This window comes from Jeotgalibacillus aurantiacus (assembly GCF_020595125.1).
GTDB lineage: Bacteria > Bacillota > Bacilli > Bacillales > Jeotgalibacillaceae > Jeotgalibacillus > Jeotgalibacillus aurantiacus.
In genome coordinates this window covers 136,847-154,148 of record NZ_JACNMS010000005.1, presented here as the reverse complement: position 1 = coordinate 154,148, position 17,302 = coordinate 136,847, and the positions used below count along the sequence as shown (strand labels likewise).

The following is a 17,302-nucleotide window of genomic DNA, read 5'->3' as shown; positions in this document are numbered from 1 at the left end:
AGAACAATAAATTTTCGAATCGATTGAAAATCAGACCGGAACAGTACAATTCGCACCAACCCCCAAAATTTAAAAGAGCCACCCTCAAAGAGTGGCCCTCAGTCATTTACTCAGCTCTTCTTCCCAGTCAAATGATCCAGTGACTCGAACGTATAACCCTGCTTTTTCATATCCTTAATGACACGCTCAATCGCGTCTGCATTATCCTTTGATACAGTGTGCAACAGGATTACGGCTCCCGGATGCAGCTGCTTCATGATTTCGTTGTAGGCAACGTCCCCGCCACGCGGCTTTTCGTGATACCAGTCCACCCAAGCAAGCGACCAGAACACATGCGTGTAGCCTTCTGCGTTTGCCACTTCAAGGGAACGTTCGTTGAAGACTCCTTCAGGCGGACGCACATAATGCATCTCCTTCTGACCTGTCAGCTCTTCGGTTTTCTTTTTCACCTTCGCCCATTCCTCTTTCATCGCCCCTTCCGAAATGGTCGAGAAGTTCGGATGTCCCCATGAATGATTCCCGATAATATGCCCTTCCTTCACCATTCTTTTCACAAGCGGCTCTGCACTTTCAAGGTAATGACCTGTTAAAAAGAACGTGGCTGGAACCTTTTCTTTTTTCAGCACATCCAGAATTTTTTCTGTATGGCCATTTTCAAAGCCGTTGTCAAACGTAAAATACACAACCTTTTCATCCGGCGACCCTTTATAAAAGGCGTCATGCTTTTTCAGTACCTCATTATACTCAGCACCTGCATCCGGCTGCTCACCATTTACACTGCGTTTAAACCCCCACGAATAAACCTGCTGTGCGGCTGCGGTTAAAGGAATACTCAGACATAACATGACACATACTATTCCCAGTATCGATTTTTTCATGTTCCTCCTCCTTTCATTTACAGGATGTGCGGAACACGCGCTTCGATACATAGTAAAAGCACCCACCTGAAGTGAGTGCTTCATACAAATCATTATTTAAATACCGGCTCTTTAAAGCGTGACAGTTTTTCGAGTGATGACTGGTCAACATCCTTATGCAGACTGTTTCCGTGCGCATCCATGGTGACAACCGCCGTGAAGCCTTTCACTCGCAGGTGCCACATCGCTTCCGGTACGCCAAACTGCATCAGGTCAACGCCTTCTACTCCCTGGATACAATCTGCATAATACTGTGCCGCTCCACCAATTGCATTCAGGTAAACGCCGCCATGCTCTTCAAGCGCTTTTAGCGTCTTAGGACCCATCCCGCCTTTACCAATGACAGCGCGGATGCCAAATTTCTTCATGATGTCACCCTGGTAAGGCTCCTCACGAATCGACGTTGTCGGGCCGGCTGCTTTGACATGCCAGTTGCCTTCTTCGTCTTTCAGCATAACCGGTCCACAGTGGTAAATGACCTGACCGTTCAAATCAACAGGTGAATCATGATCGCTTAAATATTTATGAATCGCATCTCGGCCCGTGTACATCATGCCATCAATCTGAACAACATCTCCAACCTTTAAGCTGCGGATCTGTTCTTCAGAAATCGGTGCAGTCAGCTTCACGACTTCCGGCTGCTCATCAGGTGTTTCAGCCTGCTCTGCATCAAATGAGATTTTATCCCCTTCCTGATACAGCCATTCCTGAATTTCGCCACTGCCAGCATCCACAGTAATCCCTAAGCGGCGGAATGCCCAGCAATTATAAGCAACAGAGACAAAGAAGCTCGCAGGAATTCTGTGCATGACCCCTACTTTACAACCAAGAAGCGTCGTCTCACCGCCAAAACCCATCGTGCCGATGCCAAGCTCGTTGGCATGCTCCATCACATACTCCTCAAGCTTTCTCAAGTCCTCATTCGGGTTCACATCATCAGACGAACGGAATAGCTGTGCTTTTGCCAGATCATAACCGGACGAGCGGTCTCCACCAATCCCGACACCAATAAAGCCGGCACTGCAGCCCTGCCCCTGCGCCTGGTACACAGAATGCATGATACACTTACGAATACCATCCAGGTCACGACCCGCACGGCCTAATCCGTCCAGCTCACAAGGAAGGCTGTACTGAATATTTTTATTTTCACATCCGCCTCCTTTTAAAATCAGACGGATATCAATCGTATCCTTGTCCCACTGCTCATATTTAATCACAGGAAGACCCTCACCAAGATTGTCCCCGCTGTTTTCACCTGTGATCGAATCTACCGAGTTCGGACGCATCTTCCCATCCTTCGTCGCTCTGACCATCGCATTTTTAATCGCCTTTGTGATCTCCAGCTGATTCACTCCGACTGGCGTTTTAATTTTAAATGTCGGTAATCCTGTATCCTGACAGATCGGCGACACTTTCTCATCGGCCATCTGAATATTTTGCGTAATCGTCGCCAGACTCATCGCTGCCCGCGTCCCGGCATTCTCCTGCTCCTTCGCTTTACGGATCGCACGGCGCACATCCTTCGGCAAATTCGTCGATGTTTCCACAATTAAATCATACAAGCTGTTCTCAAGCGTCTGCACATTCATCTATGTAGTCCCCTCCCAATAAAATCAACGATTCCATTATAACCCGGCGCTTTAACGAATAAAAGAGAGATTGTAAACGGTTACTTGATATTGAGGTTTTCTTACGGAGAGCATTTGACCACTCTTTGCGGTTATTTAACCACTTTTTGCGGTTATTTGACCACTCTTAGGGATTATTTAACTACTTTACCCACTTATTTGACCACTCTATAAGAGTCCGGGTCGGGGAACATCCTCCGCTTTCCGTGGCCGGGCGATGAACCCGCCTGCGCTTCGCACAGTCGGGTTCACCTGTCCCTTTCCGCCACAGGAGTCTGCGGATGTTCCCCGACCCTCATGAAAGGTGACCATTGATTTCTTTTTGTAAAAGGAACAGAGTGACGCGAAGAAGGTAATGTTGTTAATTGAGCTTGATCCGCGTCAAACAGAGAGGTTTAAAGCTTTGGATGGTTTGAATATATATTTTTATTTGTGAAGAAAAGATTATATTTCTCAAAGAGGGCAGGTGCCATCCGTAGACTCCTGCGGCAGTGAAGCGACAGGTGAGACAGCGTAATGCGAAGGATGGCACCTGCCCGGTTTTAATATAAAAACCGCACAAATGTCATCCATTCATGCGGTCAGCTTTTACATATCCATAATAAGCAGTTACTCAGATTTCTTGAACTGCTGTACTTTTAATTCCAAATCATCTACCATCTGAATCATACGATCAATATCTTCCAAATCAGTACTTTCAGGGTCCACTGACTCAAGTACTTCTAAAAACATCGATAGACGCTGCTTTAGATAAAGCACCTGTGAGTCATTATCATGAATGGCATTACCCATATTTACCCCTCCTTTCAAATCCTCCATTATCGTAACGGATTCGGATTCGTTGTGCAACTTTTCCATGAATGTTCATTGACATTATAGCGTTTTGTTTTCATACTAACCTTTGTTAAGAAAGGAAGAAAAAGAGATGACAACGTTAAAACAACCGATTACGCCTTCCTATGATCCATGGGAAGCCTATGAAGATATAAAAGATTTCGGAAAGCTGACTTTATCCAATGTGGAGTTTACGACAACGACTCTTTGTAATATGAGATGTGCTCACTGTGCCGTGGGTCATACGCTTTCCCACAAGGATCCGGAAACGCTGGATATGAATCTGATTTTACGCCGTCTGGATGAAATTGAACACCTTCGAACACTCAGCATTACCGGCGGGGAGCCGATGATGTCCAAAAAATCCGTAGAGAACACTGTCGTTCCACTGCTTCGTTACGCACATGAACGAGGCGTTCGAACACAAATTAACTCAAACCTGACGCTTGATCTTCACCGTTACGATCCAATCATTCCTTACCTGGATGTATTACATATCTCTCACAACTGGGGAACGGTTGAAGAATTTGTGCAAACCGGATTTGCCATGATGGAACGTAAGCCAACGGAATCGCAGCGGGAAGCCCTGTTTACAAGAATGATCGAAAACAGCCGTGCCTTGAGCAGAGAAGGGATCATGATATCTGCTGAAACCATGTTGAACAAAAAAACACTTCCACACATTGAAAGAATTCACCGTGAAGTTGTGGATGACATGAAATGTGCACGTCACGAAATTCACCCGATGTACCCGAGCTCGTTCGCAGAATCACTTGAAACACTCTCGCTAAAAGAAACACGCGAAGCGATTGAACACCTGCTTGATATCCGTGATCAAAACACCTGGATGCTGTTTGGGACACTCCCTTTTTATGCGTGCAATACATCCGAAGAAGACCAGGCACTCCTCAGCAGACTTTATAACGAAAAAAATGTCACCGTCCGCAATGACCCGGATGGCCGCTCCCGTCTCAATGTAAATGTCTTTGATGGAGATGTGATCGTAACCGATTTCAACAACACGCCGGCACTCGGCAATATCCAAACAGACAGACTACCTGATATTTTCGAAAAATGGCTTACCACTAAAGATGCAGCCTCCATCAACTGCCACTGCCCTTCCGTCAGCTGTCTCGGTCCAAACCTGCTTGTCAAAGACATGTACTATAAAAACACCGACTTCACAAAACGCACAGCACTACTCTCAAAAAACTGATCAGCACAAGCTGGTCGGTTTTTTGATTTTGTAGGATGTATTTCAAGGAATTTTGTAATTCACGACAATGCTACTTCTATCAACAAATGTTTCTCACTCTAAAAAGCGACCGGCACCAAAAAGTATCCTATCAACAGAAACCTCCACTCGATCGACATTTCTTTTCGTCCAGCAGTCTTATAACCTCATTACCAATCATTCACCTTAGCCTATTTATTTATGAAAATTAACATTAACTTCATTAAGACCGGACTCAATCTGTGAAACGCACACATTTAAACAGATTAAATGACCCTATTCTGCGAAAGATGATCAAGATTCTGTGAACCTCCCCAAAAATCTCACGAACCACACACCAATTCTTTCGAAACTTCATCAAAATCCCGTGAACCTTAAACAAAATCCTTCGAACCTCCAAATTGGCTCACCGTGCAGCTAGACAAAGTAAGCGAAGGATGAGTCCGGTCCGGCTTTCAATGACAAGGACCTTTTCCTCATTTTAAAAAACATTTAATCTGAATATTTACACAATTCAGATTAAGTGCTATACTCGCATTAGAAAATCAAAAGGAGGGTTGCTTCAGATCATTCAAAACAATCCTGCGGGAGGAGAGTGATGAGAAGCGCTAAAATAAAATAGTGCGATTTTATGGAGATACTAATTGAAAGTCGAATACCATAAAAACCCGGTTTATTCTTTATTAAAAGAACAAACCGGGTTTTTGTTATGCCTTGATTTCGAAGCTTTCTGTTACTTCAATGCTGTCCTTTACAGATTGAACCATTGAACAGTTTTTGCGTGTTAATTCCAGCGCTTTTTTCACCTTGTCTTCATTGAGATCTTTTCCTGTCAGTACAAAATGCAGGTGGATCTTTTCCACACGGTTGGCCTCGTTTTCATTCCGCTCAACCTCTGCCTTAACATTTATATCAGAAAAATCCATTCTCATTTTACCAAGCACGCTTCTCAAGACGCCTCCGCTGCAGACTGCGACTGAAGATACGAGCAGCTGATAAGGACGAAATCCATATTCCTCGTTTCCTGATACGTGCAGCTCGCCATACTCAAAATCAGCTGTAAAGCCGCCTTCTTTCATTTTAAATTCCATTTGATCCAACTCCTTCTTAATTGACACTAATTATAGTAAGATTATATCGTTGTGCATTCAGAAACACGATTGATCTGCTTATACAGGTACAATTATGATGTCAGGAGTTTTGGTTATGTATGTTTCACCTGCTATACGATTCTGGATCCTTGTTGGAATCGTTGCGATCTCAGGTTTTTCACAGGGAATGTTATTACCTTTAATCGCTATTATCCTCGAGCAGGACGGCGTTTCTTCCTTTATGAACGGCCTGCATGCAACCGGGATTTATATAGGGATATTAATTGCTTCACCTCTGATGGAGGCTCCTTTAAGAAGGTTTGGCTATAAACCGCTGATCATCATCGGGGGAATGACAGTCGGATTATCTTTACTCGCTTTTCCACTGTGGCAGTCCTTCTGGTTCTGGTTTGTTCTCAGGCTGCTCATTGGTGTCGGTGATCAGATGCTGCATTTGTCCACACAGACATGGATTACTTCTTTTTCGGATGAAAATAGACGCGGAAGGAATATCGCCATTTACGGACTCTTTTTCTCACTCGGATTTGCGATTGGCCCTGCCATGAGTTCATTGATCGATATCAGTCCGTCACTCCCGTTTTTTGTATCGGGCATTCTGACCTTTATCACATGGGGCTTTGTTTTTCTGCTGAGAAATGAATTTCCTGAACAGGGTGATACCGGATCTGCTTCCTTTCTCGGCACGATCAGACGGTTCCGGAACGTTTGGAAATACGCGTGGGTCGCATTTTTGCCCCCGCTAAGCTACGGATTTCTGGAAGCCTCTCTTCACGGGAACTTCCCGATTTATGCAATTCGTAATGGTATTGACTCAAGTGCCATTGCCTATATTCTGCCGGCTTTTTCAATCGGAGCCATCGTATTTCAGCTTCCGTTAGGGATGATCAGCGACAAAATCGGCCGACATAAAACGCTGTTAGCTGCTCTTTTTGTCGGGGCAATCAGTTTTATATTTGCCGGAATGGCTGGAAACTCAACAGTCGGTTTGATCGCAGCATTTTTTATCGCCGGAATGGCAACCGGTTCAACTTTCTCGCTTGGGATCAGCTATATGACAGATCTTCTGCCAAAACAGCTTCTCCCGGCTGGAAACATTATGTGCGGTATTGCCTTCAGTCTTGGCAGCATAGGCGGACCAGTTCTTGGAGGCTTGATCATCGAGTTTTTAACGGATGGCTTTTTCTATTTCATCACCTTCCTGTTACTGACCATCTGTCTCTGCCTCGTTGCCTTTTCTTTTCAGAAAAAGAGAGTGTATCAGGCTTCGAAATAACCCGGAATATTTTCATTAATCGTGCCGGAGCATTCCTTCGCTTTTCTTTGTCCAGCTGCGTCGACTAGCCCCTCGAGGTCATAAGTCAAAGCTGAACGAGGGCGAAGATCAGCCCTCTTTTCATCTTCGCCTTATGCTTGTCGGGGCTGGACGAGTCGCCTACGCTTTTCTTTGTGTCCAGCTCCGGCGACTAGCCCCTCGAGGTCATAAGTCAAAGCTGAACAAGGGCAAAGATCAGCCCTCTTTTCATCTTCGCCTTATGCTTGTCGGGGCTGGACGAGTCGCCTACGCTTTTCTTGATGTCTAGCTCCGGCACTTTTGTATATAATTTTTACCAATAGCTCTTCAGATAAGTGTTAACCCCTCATAAGATCAAACAACTATTTAAAGACCTCCCAAAACTATACAACTGATTTTCTAAAATTTGTTTATTTACATTAGAATAATTTTCAGAAAAGTGTTATAATAATGTAAACAAATACATCCCACGTTTTTCCGCTGCTGTCTGTGACAGCAGCTTTCGCTATTTTTAAGGACAATTGATTTTGATTCTTCTTCTCAATTCAAAAAAGGATGTGGTTTAATGAGAAGCACTGCTCATGTACTTCCAAAGCCAGCTGAGTATTTAAAAGATCAGCCGTCTTTCCTTTTTAAGCATCTCGAACTGATCATGGCACTAGTGAGCGGGATGTTAATTCTTTTGGCATGGCTGGTTATGAGAGAAGATTTGATTTCTTTTGGGGTTGGCCTTTATTTGTCGGCCTACGTAATTGGAGGATATCATAAAGCCATCGAAGGGATTCAGGCAACACTAAAAGATAAAAAGCTGAACGTTGAATTATTGATGATTACCGCTGCAACTGGTGCCGCTATTATCGGCTACTGGACTGAAGGCGCTATTCTTATTTTCATTTTTGCTTTAAGCGGTGCACTTGAAACGTATACGATGAATAAGAGCAGGAATGAGATCTCCTCCCTTATGGATCTGCAGCCGCAGGAAGCCTGGATCGTAGAGAATGGTGTTGAACGGAAGGTTTCGGCAGACTCACTTGAACCGGGAGACCAAATCATTGTCAGACCTGGTGAACGGGTGCCAGCTGATGGAATCATTCTGAGTGGAAGAACAACTATCGACGAAGCCGCTTTTACCGGAGAATCCATTCCGGTTTCAAAAGACAAGGAAATGCAGGTTATGGCGGGTACGGTGAACCTGACCGGACTGATTGAAATAAAGGTCACTAAAAAAAGTGATGAAACCATGTTCCAGAAAATCATTGAACTCGTTCAGTCTGCGCAAAGTGAAAAGCCGCCTTCCCAATTATTTATTGAACGGTTTGAAGGCACTTATGTAAAAGGTGTTCTATTATTTACCGGGATCATGCTTTTTCTTCCCTACCTGGCTTTTGGCTGGAGTTATGAGGAGACTTTTTACAGAGCTATGGTCTTATTAGTGGTGGCATCCCCGTGTGCGTTAGTTGCCTCCATAATGCCTGCGAGTCTCAGCGCCATTTCAAACGGAGCGAAGAAGGGCATTCTTTTTAAAGGTGGGGTCCATCTTGAAAACCTGACCACCATTAAAGCCATCGCCTTTGATAAAACGGGAACATTAACACAGGGGAAACCTGAGGTAACAAACTGGTATATCCGACAGGATCAGGATAAGCAGGAGATCGTTGCAGCTGTAGCAAGTATTGAAAAACAATCTAACCATCCCCTCGCCCAGGCCATTGCTTCCTATGCAGAACGTCAGCACGCTGTCTCATTTAAAAAGCCTGAATCGGTTGAAGATGTAACTGGCTTCGGTCTTAAAGCAACCTTTAACGGGGGGCAATGGAGGATCGGAAAAGCAGACTGGTTTTCACCTGAGCTGAAAAAAACCTTTGACAAGGGCACACCTGAGAAATATTCTCTTGAAGGAAAAACCATTGTCTTTATTGAGAAAAATGGAATAGTGCTCAGTTATATTGCCCTGAAAGATCAGGTCCGCCCACAAACGATTGAAGCCATCAAATATCTCAAATCCTTAGGTATCAGAACCGTTATGCTAACAGGGGACAGCGATTCGACAGCAAGAACCATTATGATGGAAACAGGCGTCGATCAGTATAAAGCGGAGTGTCTTCCTGAGATGAAAGTGGAAGAAATTAAAAAGCTGAAAGCAGAATTTCAGTCGATTGCCATGGTTGGTGACGGAATCAATGATGCACCGGCCCTTGCTACTGCGACTGTCGGGGTTGCGATGGGTGCAGGATCAGATGCCGCACTTGAAACAGCTGATGTCGTTCTCGTTAAAAACGACTTACCTAAGATTGCCGAAGCGATCAAACTGTCCCGTAAAATGCACCGCATTGTAAAGCAGAATATTGTCTTCAGCCTGTCCGTCATCACCATTCTCGTTGTCTCAAACCTGTTTCAGGCAGTCGATCTGCCTCTTGGCGTCATTGGACACGAAGGCAGTACCATTCTGGTGATCTTAAACGGCTTACGACTGTTAAAAAGCTGATATAAAAAAGATGCTGGTATTTGCGCCAGCATCTTTTTCTGTGTCGAACACATTGGACTCTTTTTGATAGAAAAGCGTCACATGAGCCCGCCTGTAGCAAAATGCAGTTGGCTAGTTTCCAGGCTCAGGTTCCTGGATCATGTCAGTTCCTGATTTCGGAATTGGAGATGGAGCACGGGCAGCTTAGGCTCTAAGTCCACGCTCCTCAAGCTAAACTGGGCCAGCGCCAGCACCGATCGACAGAAATGAGCGGGCTTATGACACAAATAGCTTTGCTTGTGACAGAAACGAAGGCTCTATCAATATGATTGTCCTCTTATTCGACAACTCCACACTCTGTAAACAGGATTACGACAAAAACAGCCTCTCCTTCAACAGAAAACCCTGCATTTGAGACAAAACTGGCAGTCCCGAGCCCCGTTCTGCAAATCGAAATAGGGCCTGGGCTCGGTTATGAAAGATACATCTTCTTTATGTTTCTTTATGTTGCTGTACGATGTCTTCTTTTCGCAGCCATTGTGGCATTGATCTGCGCGCCGACCATGATGATGATGCCGGATAAATACAGCCAGATCATCAGGACGATAATCCCCCCTACGCTTCCGTAAGTTGATGAGTAATTACCGAAATTCCCTACATAAAATGCAAACAGGAAGGATGTAATCAGCCAGCCTGCTGTTGCAAAGATTGCACCCGGGAGCACCGAAATAAAACTGATTTTCACGTTAGGTACAAATGCATAAAGCCCTGTAAATGCAACAAGTAACACAAATGGCGTAATGCCGAAGCGGACAAAATTCCAAATCGTCAGGAACTGTTGATCCATCCCAAAGGCAGCAAATATTAACTGACCAAGCTGCTGGCCAAAAATCGGCAGAAGTAAGGCAACTACCACAATGAGAACCATCACGATCGTCCAGACAACGGCCAAGCCTCTTGCGATATAAAAAGGTCTGGTTTCGTGAACTTCATACGCATGATTAAAGGAACGCATTAATGCATTCATTCCGTTCGATGCAGACCACAGTGTTCCTAATAGACCAATTGACAACAATCCTGCGCTCTGACCGGTTGCCACCTCTGAGACTGTAGACTCTATTAAAGCCATTGTCTCGCCAGGCGCAAATTGCGCAAAAATATTCAACATATCCTGCTGTGTAATCGGCAGATAAGGAAGGAGCGCCATGGCAAAGATCAGCAATGGAAATAGGGATAACAGGAAAAAGTAGGCGAGCTGTGCGCCAAGCCCGGTTGTTTCACTTTGTGTGAAACGCTTAAACACTTCCTGAACAAATCCGGATAATGATTGATAATTCCCCTGTCTGCCTGATTTATGTACAGCCTCAGTCATATCTGCAAGATGACCGTTCTGCTCTCCTTCTTTCCATTCTTTTTCTTTTTTTTCATCACTTTTTATGGTTTCAGACATTGCGCCCCTCCTTATTTCAGACTTTAAACGGTCTTTTTTTCAGGATAGGAATCCCCTTGATCCAGGTGTACCGGGTGAGCATTCGTATTTTCACGAGGCTCACTTTCAGTAAAAGCATCTTTTGTTTCAGTTACCATCTGTTGCAGCTGAGGTACCATGTCTTTTACTTCCTCGTATTTTTCAGATAAATAAGCAATGTCCTGCTGAATTTTTTCTGCTGTCTGTTTCCAGTGATCCGCTTTTTGAGCTGCACGATCCGCCAGCTCCTGTGGATGACGGCTGTAATACGAAATGGATTCCTTTGATTTTATGAGTGCTGAAGAAGTTTTTCTTCTTGTTGCGGGATCGAGCATACTTAACAGTCCCCCTGCAATTGCACCAATGATAATACCTGCCGGCAGTTTGTTATTCGCCATTTAATCGCCTCCATGATCATCTTTAATTTTTTCGATAAGAGCATCGCACCCTCTATTTATTAAATCATAACTTTCCTGAAAATTGTTCGTATAATACGGATCCGGCACATCCAGGGTTCCCGCATCTATGAGTTCAAGCAGCAGGATATACTTAGGATTTTTTTGTGTTGCCCTTGAGAGTTTATTAAGATCCTCAGACACGGAACGATCCAGTGCAACGATGTAATCATAATGTTCCAGGTCATGCCGTGTAAGCTGATTGGATGTGAGGCCTTCATGTGGTATACTGTTCTCTTTCAAAACCCGGATTGTCCCTTCATGCGGTGGATTACCCTGATGCCATCCTGCTGTTCCTGCTGATGCAACTTCGATTTTATCTGCCAGACCATGGTCAGCGACTTTTTGACGCATCACGGCCTCAGCCAAAGGTGACCGGCAAATATTACCGAGGCACACAAATAATACACGTTTCATAAGGTCCCTCCTGAAAAGGTGAATGTTTTCTTTATATTTCCTTAAGACGTTCTTTTAAAACATGAAATAGCCTGACCTTTCAGAAAAAAACCTTGACAATAGGGGGCTCATTTCAGGAATATTTAATGTAAGGCGTACATATTTTGTTCATATTTATAGCCTGTAAAAGAAAAAGGGGGAGTTAGATGCAAGGCTTAACAGATTTTCTTAATGAAATCAGCGGGCTAGTCTGGGGGCCGCCGCTGCTGATTCTGCTGGTGGGAACAGGGATTTACCTGACGTTCCGCCTCGGACTCGTGCAATTTGGGCTGACCGGGTATTCACTCAAACTTGCTTTTTCACGAAATCAGGACACAAAATCCAAAGGTGACATCTCACACTTCCAGTCACTGATGACAGCAATGGCTGCCACAGTTGGAACGGGAAACATTGTAGGTGTTGCTACTGCCGTTGCGCTGGGTGGTCCAGGAGCTATATTCTGGATGTGGCTGTCAGCGATCTTTGGAATGGCAACAAAATATGCAGAAGCCGTTCTGGCGGTAAAATACCGTGTACAGGATGAAGATGGTGAAATGTCTGGCGGTCCGATGTATTATCTCGAACGTGGACTGAAACAAAAATGGCTCGGTGTTCTTTTCGCTTTATTTGGTGCCATTGCTGCCTTCGGAATCGGAAACATGGTTCAGTCGAACTCCGTTTCTGATGTTGTACAGGACACATTCAGCATCCCGACATGGGTAACCGGCATTGTTCTTACTGTTTTTACTGCCCTTGTTATTCTTGGTGGTATTAAGAGTATTGGTAAAGTAACCTCTATTTTCGTGCCATTTATGGCCGCTTTTTATTTATTGGCGGGACTTATTGTGATGGTTCTTAACTTTGAACTTGTTCCAGGTGCTTTCGCAACCATCTTCCAGCTTGCTTTTGGAAATGAAGCGATTGCAGGTGGTGTCATCGGGGCGATTATCCGATACGGCGTTGCGCGTGGTGTATTTTCGAATGAAGCAGGACTTGGATCAGCTCCAATCGCTGCTGCTGCCGCAAAAACAGATATGCCCGGACGTCAGGGTCTTGTATCCATGACACAGGTTTTAATCGACACGTTGATTATTTGTTCCATTACCGGGATTACAATTGTCATGGCCGGACTTTATGAAGGTGGAGACCTGCAGGGTGGGGCACTAACATCCGCTTCATTTGAATATTTCCTTGGTGATATCGGACCAATTCTTGTTACGATCGGTTTGATTTTCTTTGCTTCCTCAACCATTATCGGCTGGTCTTATTACGGTGAGAAATGCTTCCAGTATCTTGTTGGTACGAAGAAATTTAATATTGTGTACCGTTTACTGTTTGTAGTAGCTGTTATGCTGGGTGCAGTAGCTACACTGGATGTCGTATGGGCATTCTCTGATGTGATGAATGGATTAATGGCGTTCCCGAACCTGATTGGACTTCTCGGACTGTCAGGCGTCGTAGCTTATGAAACAAAACGGATCCGTCAAAAGATCAAAGAAGAAAAAGCAGAAGCAAAAAATGCAGCATAAAGCGTGTGTTGACAGATCCTGAAAAGCATGGAAAGATGGATGGTAACTGCTGAAAGGACTGATCAAGATGAATCTGGATTCCAAATCCGTTGAAAATGCTGAATTTATGATTAATGAAATAAAAGAACGTCTTCGCATCGTTAACGCTGGTGCGATTAAGGTCTCCCATTTCGATGAGGAGATGTATGAAGAGCTTCGCGATCTTCATACCATGGTGATGAAACGTGAAACATTCAGCCCGAGTGAAATGCAGGCCATTGCTGAAGAGCTTAGCAATCTGAGAAAAGTGTAACAAATGTAAAAAGCGTAACGGATCAATTGACCCGTTACGCTTTTTTTGTGCAACCCCTTTTTATGACACTTTATCCTCTGGAATCTCATTAGAATCGTCAATTTCTGTTTGCTCGTCTGCTTGTTCTTTTGAAACATCAAGCTGATGATCAGTCTTTTCGAGCTTGAAATGCCCGAGTGTATTCTGGAGATCCTGCGCTTCACTGATCAGCTCAACCGATGCGTGGTAGACGTTATTCATCGTTGCGCTTGACTGCTCGGCGTTCGCAGTCGTTTCTTCAATTCCTGCAGCTGCTTCCTCAGATATTGCAGCGATCTGTTCAATATCATGATTAATTTCTTCTGTACCATTCACAATTTCATACAATGAAGAGGCAATTTCCTTCATTCTACCTGATACATCATTTACTTTTTGTTCAATCAATCCGAAAGATTCGGCCGTTTCTTCCATTTGGGCGGTTCCGCTGCTGACAAGCTCATAACCATTTCCAAGTACTTCAACGGTTTCCTTGGATTCCTTCTGGATGGTTGTAATGATCGATGTGATATCCGTAATTGAAGCTGATACCTGAACAGCGAGCTTTCTTACCTCATCAGCCACTACAGCAAATCCTCTGCCGTGTTCACCTGCCCTTGCCGATTCGATGGCAGCATTCAACGCCAGCAGGTTGGTCTGATCAGCAATTTCCTGAATCACCTGAACGAGCTTTGAAATGTTTTTTGTCTGGTCGTCTAGTCCGTTAACACGTTCCATTGCATTTTTAAAGCTGTCGTTAATCTGGTTCACTTTATGAATAGACTCAGCCATTTTCTTTCCGCCTGATGATGTGTATGAATACATCTCTTCGGCTCGTTCCTGTGCTTCATTCCCTTTTTCAGCTGAAGAACGTATGCGCTCTGTAAACGCAATCATTTTTGCGCTTAATGATGAAGATGCCTCTGCCTGAACACCTGCACCAACCGCCAGTTCATTCATGGTCACAGCAATTTGGCTGCTTCCCTCTCTGACTTCCTGTGCGCTTTCTGATAAATGACTGCCCTTTGTTAAAACTGAACCGGATACAAGCGTTATATCAGATACTAGATTTCGCAGCTGACTATTCATTTCATTGACAGTATGAACCAGCTGTCCAACCTCGTCCTTACTTTTTGTCTGTAAGGATTCCGCAGGTAATTCACCAGCCGCAATCGCTTTCATTCTATTTGTTACAGAAATAATCGGTTTCGTAATTTTGGAAGCTGAAACCAGACTTAGTACGATTGCCGTTGCAATCACAATACCGCTAATAATCATTGTTAATAATATGGTTTGATTCCCGGTTTCGATGATTTGATCTGCAGAAGTATTCATGATTCCACTCCGCTCAGTAGACACTTTTTCCAGACTGTCCATGATCCCTCTTGCAGTCGGTTCAAAATTCGCCCGGAATAGAACTCTCGCGTCCTCTTCCCTGCCGTTATCGTACATACTGAATACACGATCCCGAATGCCGTCTTCCCATACACGGGTAATCGTGAGGACGGACTTGACATCATTACTGACATTATGAGATTGAAGAATTTCAGCAAACTCTGCATTTTTTTGTGCAAGCTCTTCAAAACGGTTTTTGTAATCGGCTTCCCCGTAAAGCACATACCCTCTCGTTAAAGCGATTTGCTGGGAAACATTAAATCTCATTTCCTGATCAATTTCCAGTAGCGTAAGATCTTCACTTAATACTTTCTCTGTCTGCTGGTTAATTGATGAGATTGAGTAAATATTAAACGCTGCTAATCCCCCGATTAAAACAATTAAGACTAAAAATAATGATAGCAATTTCCATTTGAGTTTCTTCAATCTGATCCCCCATCTCTAATCTCAAAGAACTACCCCTATTATATATGTATATCGGACTAATTTACGAGTGTTTTAGCAAATTTCAAGTTTTCACACGATAATAGTTTATCTTTTTGAACGTAAAAGTCGGGACCCTTCAAAGAAGGGTCCCGACTTCATCGCCTTTATTTTAACAGATTAAGTGATTCTTTAATAAATGCCGGTATGTCATCCGGCTGCCGGCTCGTTACAAGCTGATTTCCGCAGACGACTACTTCCTCATCCTTGTAGTTCACTCCGGCATATTCCATATCAACTTTAATTGATTTGTATCCCGTCGCTGTTCTGCCTTCAAGTGACTTCGCTGTGATCAGCAGCTGTGGTCCATGACAGATTGTAAAGACAGGTTTTTTATCATCCATAAAGGATTTGGCAAATGAGACAAAGCGCTGGTCTTCTCTTAGTAAATCCGGAGAGAAACCACCTGGAATAAACAGCGCGTCAAAATCTGAAGGTGATACATGATCAATTGACTGATCAATCGTTACGGTCGCATCTCCCTGTTTTCCTGTGACTGATTTACCTGCTTCTTTTTCGATGGTTACGACCTCATGGCCTTCCTTCTCAAAAGCTTCTGCAGGTTTTGTAAATTCCACATCTTCAAACTGATTCGTCATTAACGTTGCAATTTTAGCCAAAGAAAACATCTCCCTTTTTCTGAAATCTGTTCACAAATGTACTATTCCACATTTTGTATGGACTAAACCTTCGGATTTCGAATCAATCTAGGTCGATGAAACCTTTTGCCACTTTGTAATAAACCAGCCGCCTTCTCTGATAATCGGGACGGGTTTTTCTGAGCGAAAACCTGTATTCTCTGCAATAAGATTAAGCTCTTCTTCAGAAGGAATCGGATATAAGTTGTCAAATGTCATAAAGAAGCTGTTAAATGCACTTGAGAATTGCTGTCCATGTCTTGCTTTCTGAAGTGGGGAAATAATGGTAATGATACCCTGATCTTCTGTAAGCTCGTTAAGTCGTTTGAAAAAGTGCTCTCTTTTTTCAGGATTAATGTAATGAAGAAGATTATTCACCATCACATATGAATAGTTTTGATCCGGTGTGTACTGATGAATGTCTTCATGAACAATCTGTATATTATCGTAGGAACGCGTTGCTTTTTCTGCAGATTCAGCCACTTCCTGATTAATTTCAATACCGGTCAGCTTCACATCCGGATGCTTTTTAGACAGTTTTATTAAATACCCTGCTTCACCACACCCGATATCAAGTATGGATGAAACATTATGTTTTTTCACGTTTCTATTGATAAGATGAAAGGCAAGAAGTTCAAGTAATGTGGAGGTTTTCGCCACCGTGGAGCCATGCTTTTCAGAATCGAAGTGATGGCGTTTTTTTTCTGTCATCAGCTCAGGATATGAGAGAAGTGAAGGAATATGAAGTTCCATCATTTCTTTCAGCAGATCACCTGAGGATGGGCTGTCTTTCTTTGATCCCGGAAGCTTCCAGGCTCGGGCAATTTGAACCCTTCCTTTCGTATCACGCTTTAGATGCTTTAATGAGAGGCCTACTTCCACCCACTGTGCCAGTAAATCAGTTTCAAGCTGATAGGCATCTGCAACATCCTCAACTCTCACAGGACGTTTAAAAGCATCGAATAAGCCCAGCTCGAATCCAACATAGGCATGCCAGCTGTATAAAAACGGGACATTGGTTTTCATCCAGGTTCTTGCTTTCCACATATTGTTCAGCTCTTTGATCATCTAAGCCCCTCCTCATTACATCAATCTTCCTGTATTGCCCTTCA

At 43.8% G+C, this 17,302-nt stretch carries 15 protein-coding genes; 5 read left to right on the top strand and 10 right to left on the bottom strand.

Annotated features, from left to right (window positions below):
• Window positions 1-110 precede the first annotated feature (110 nt).
• From pdaA to H7968_RS15220, 3 genes are all read right to left on the bottom strand, one after another.
• Window positions 111-878, bottom strand: a complete 768-nt coding sequence (pdaA, locus tag H7968_RS15230) for a delta-lactam-biosynthetic de-N-acetylase (RefSeq protein ID WP_406566418.1) — start codon at window positions 876-878, stop codon at window positions 111-113.
• A gap of 92 nt (window positions 879-970) precedes the next feature.
• A complete protein-coding gene (locus H7968_RS15225; RefSeq protein WP_264476763.1) occupies window positions 971-2,506 on the bottom strand; it encodes a fumarate hydratase in 1,536 nt (511 codons plus the stop codon).
• 648 nt (window positions 2,507-3,154) lie between these two features.
• Window positions 3,155-3,337 carry an SE1561 family protein gene (locus H7968_RS15220; RefSeq protein ID WP_134373240.1) on the bottom strand — a complete coding sequence of 61 codons (183 nt, stop codon included), beginning with the start codon at window positions 3,335-3,337 and terminating at the stop codon, window positions 3,155-3,157.
• Between the two features lie 133 nt (window positions 3,338-3,470).
• Between H7968_RS15220 and yfkAB the strand changes: the two genes are divergently transcribed.
• Window positions 3,471-4,595: a radical SAM/CxCxxxxC motif protein YfkAB gene (yfkAB, locus tag H7968_RS15215; RefSeq protein WP_227396945.1), complete on the top strand. Its 1,125-nt coding sequence runs from the start codon at window positions 3,471-3,473 to the stop codon at window positions 4,593-4,595.
• A 725-nt stretch (window positions 4,596-5,320) separates the two neighbouring features.
• Here yfkAB and H7968_RS15210 read toward each other — a convergent pair.
• The gene (locus tag H7968_RS15210; RefSeq protein WP_227396944.1) at window positions 5,321-5,704 is read right to left on the bottom strand and encodes an OsmC family protein; all 384 of its coding nucleotides are present in this window, start codon (window positions 5,702-5,704) and stop codon (window positions 5,321-5,323) included.
• A gap of 115 nt (window positions 5,705-5,819) precedes the next feature.
• On the opposite strand from H7968_RS15210, the gene H7968_RS15205 reads away from it, so the two are divergent.
• Window positions 5,820-6,998 carry an MFS transporter gene (locus H7968_RS15205; RefSeq protein WP_227396943.1) on the top strand — a complete coding sequence of 393 codons (1,179 nt, stop codon included), beginning with the start codon at window positions 5,820-5,822 and terminating at the stop codon, window positions 6,996-6,998.
• Window positions 6,999-7,581: 583 nt separating this feature from the next.
• On the top strand, window positions 7,582-9,501 hold the full coding sequence (locus tag H7968_RS15200; protein ID WP_227396942.1) for a heavy metal translocating P-type ATPase: 1,920 nt from the start codon (window positions 7,582-7,584) through the stop codon (window positions 9,499-9,501).
• Between the two features lie 481 nt (window positions 9,502-9,982).
• Here the strand turns inward: H7968_RS15200 and H7968_RS15195 are convergent, their stop codons facing one another.
• The 3 genes from H7968_RS15195 to H7968_RS15185 are packed head-to-tail and all read right to left on the bottom strand — an operon-like array spanning window position 9,983 to window position 11,820.
• Window positions 9,983-10,930, bottom strand: coding sequence for a YihY/virulence factor BrkB family protein (locus H7968_RS15195; protein WP_227396941.1), 948 nt, complete (start codon window positions 10,928-10,930; stop codon window positions 9,983-9,985).
• A gap of 23 nt (window positions 10,931-10,953) precedes the next feature.
• The gene (locus tag H7968_RS15190; RefSeq protein WP_227396940.1) at window positions 10,954-11,346 is read right to left on the bottom strand and encodes a methyl-accepting chemotaxis domain-containing protein; all 393 of its coding nucleotides are present in this window, start codon (window positions 11,344-11,346) and stop codon (window positions 10,954-10,956) included.
• Window positions 11,347-11,820, bottom strand: a complete 474-nt coding sequence (locus H7968_RS15185) for a low molecular weight protein-tyrosine-phosphatase (protein ID WP_227396939.1) — start codon at window positions 11,818-11,820, stop codon at window positions 11,347-11,349.
• A 185-nt stretch (window positions 11,821-12,005) separates the two neighbouring features.
• Here H7968_RS15185 and H7968_RS15180 point away from each other — a divergent pair, with 185 nt between their 5' ends.
• Entirely contained in the window at window positions 12,006-13,367 is a 1,362-nt protein-coding gene (locus H7968_RS15180) for an alanine/glycine:cation symporter family protein (RefSeq protein WP_227396938.1), read from the top strand.
• Between the two features lie 67 nt (window positions 13,368-13,434).
• Window positions 13,435-13,659, top strand: coding sequence for a DUF1128 domain-containing protein (locus tag H7968_RS15175; RefSeq protein WP_227396937.1), 225 nt, complete (start codon window positions 13,435-13,437; stop codon window positions 13,657-13,659).
• Window positions 13,660-13,719: 60 nt separating this feature from the next.
• Here the strand turns inward: H7968_RS15175 and H7968_RS15170 are convergent, their stop codons facing one another.
• The 3 genes from H7968_RS15170 to H7968_RS15160 all read right to left on the bottom strand — a co-directional run bounded on the left by H7968_RS15170 (window position 13,720) and on the right by H7968_RS15160 (window position 17,258).
• On the bottom strand, window positions 13,720-15,495 hold the full coding sequence (locus H7968_RS15170; RefSeq protein ID WP_227396936.1) for a methyl-accepting chemotaxis protein: 1,776 nt from the start codon (window positions 15,493-15,495) through the stop codon (window positions 13,720-13,722).
• 164 nt (window positions 15,496-15,659) lie between these two features.
• A complete protein-coding gene (locus tag H7968_RS15165; protein WP_319799507.1) occupies window positions 15,660-16,172 on the bottom strand; it encodes a type 1 glutamine amidotransferase domain-containing protein in 513 nt (170 codons plus the stop codon).
• An 87-nt stretch (window positions 16,173-16,259) separates the two neighbouring features.
• Window positions 16,260-17,258, bottom strand: a complete 999-nt coding sequence (locus H7968_RS15160) for a class I SAM-dependent methyltransferase (protein ID WP_227396934.1) — start codon at window positions 17,256-17,258, stop codon at window positions 16,260-16,262.
• Window positions 17,259-17,302: the final 44 nt, after the last annotated feature.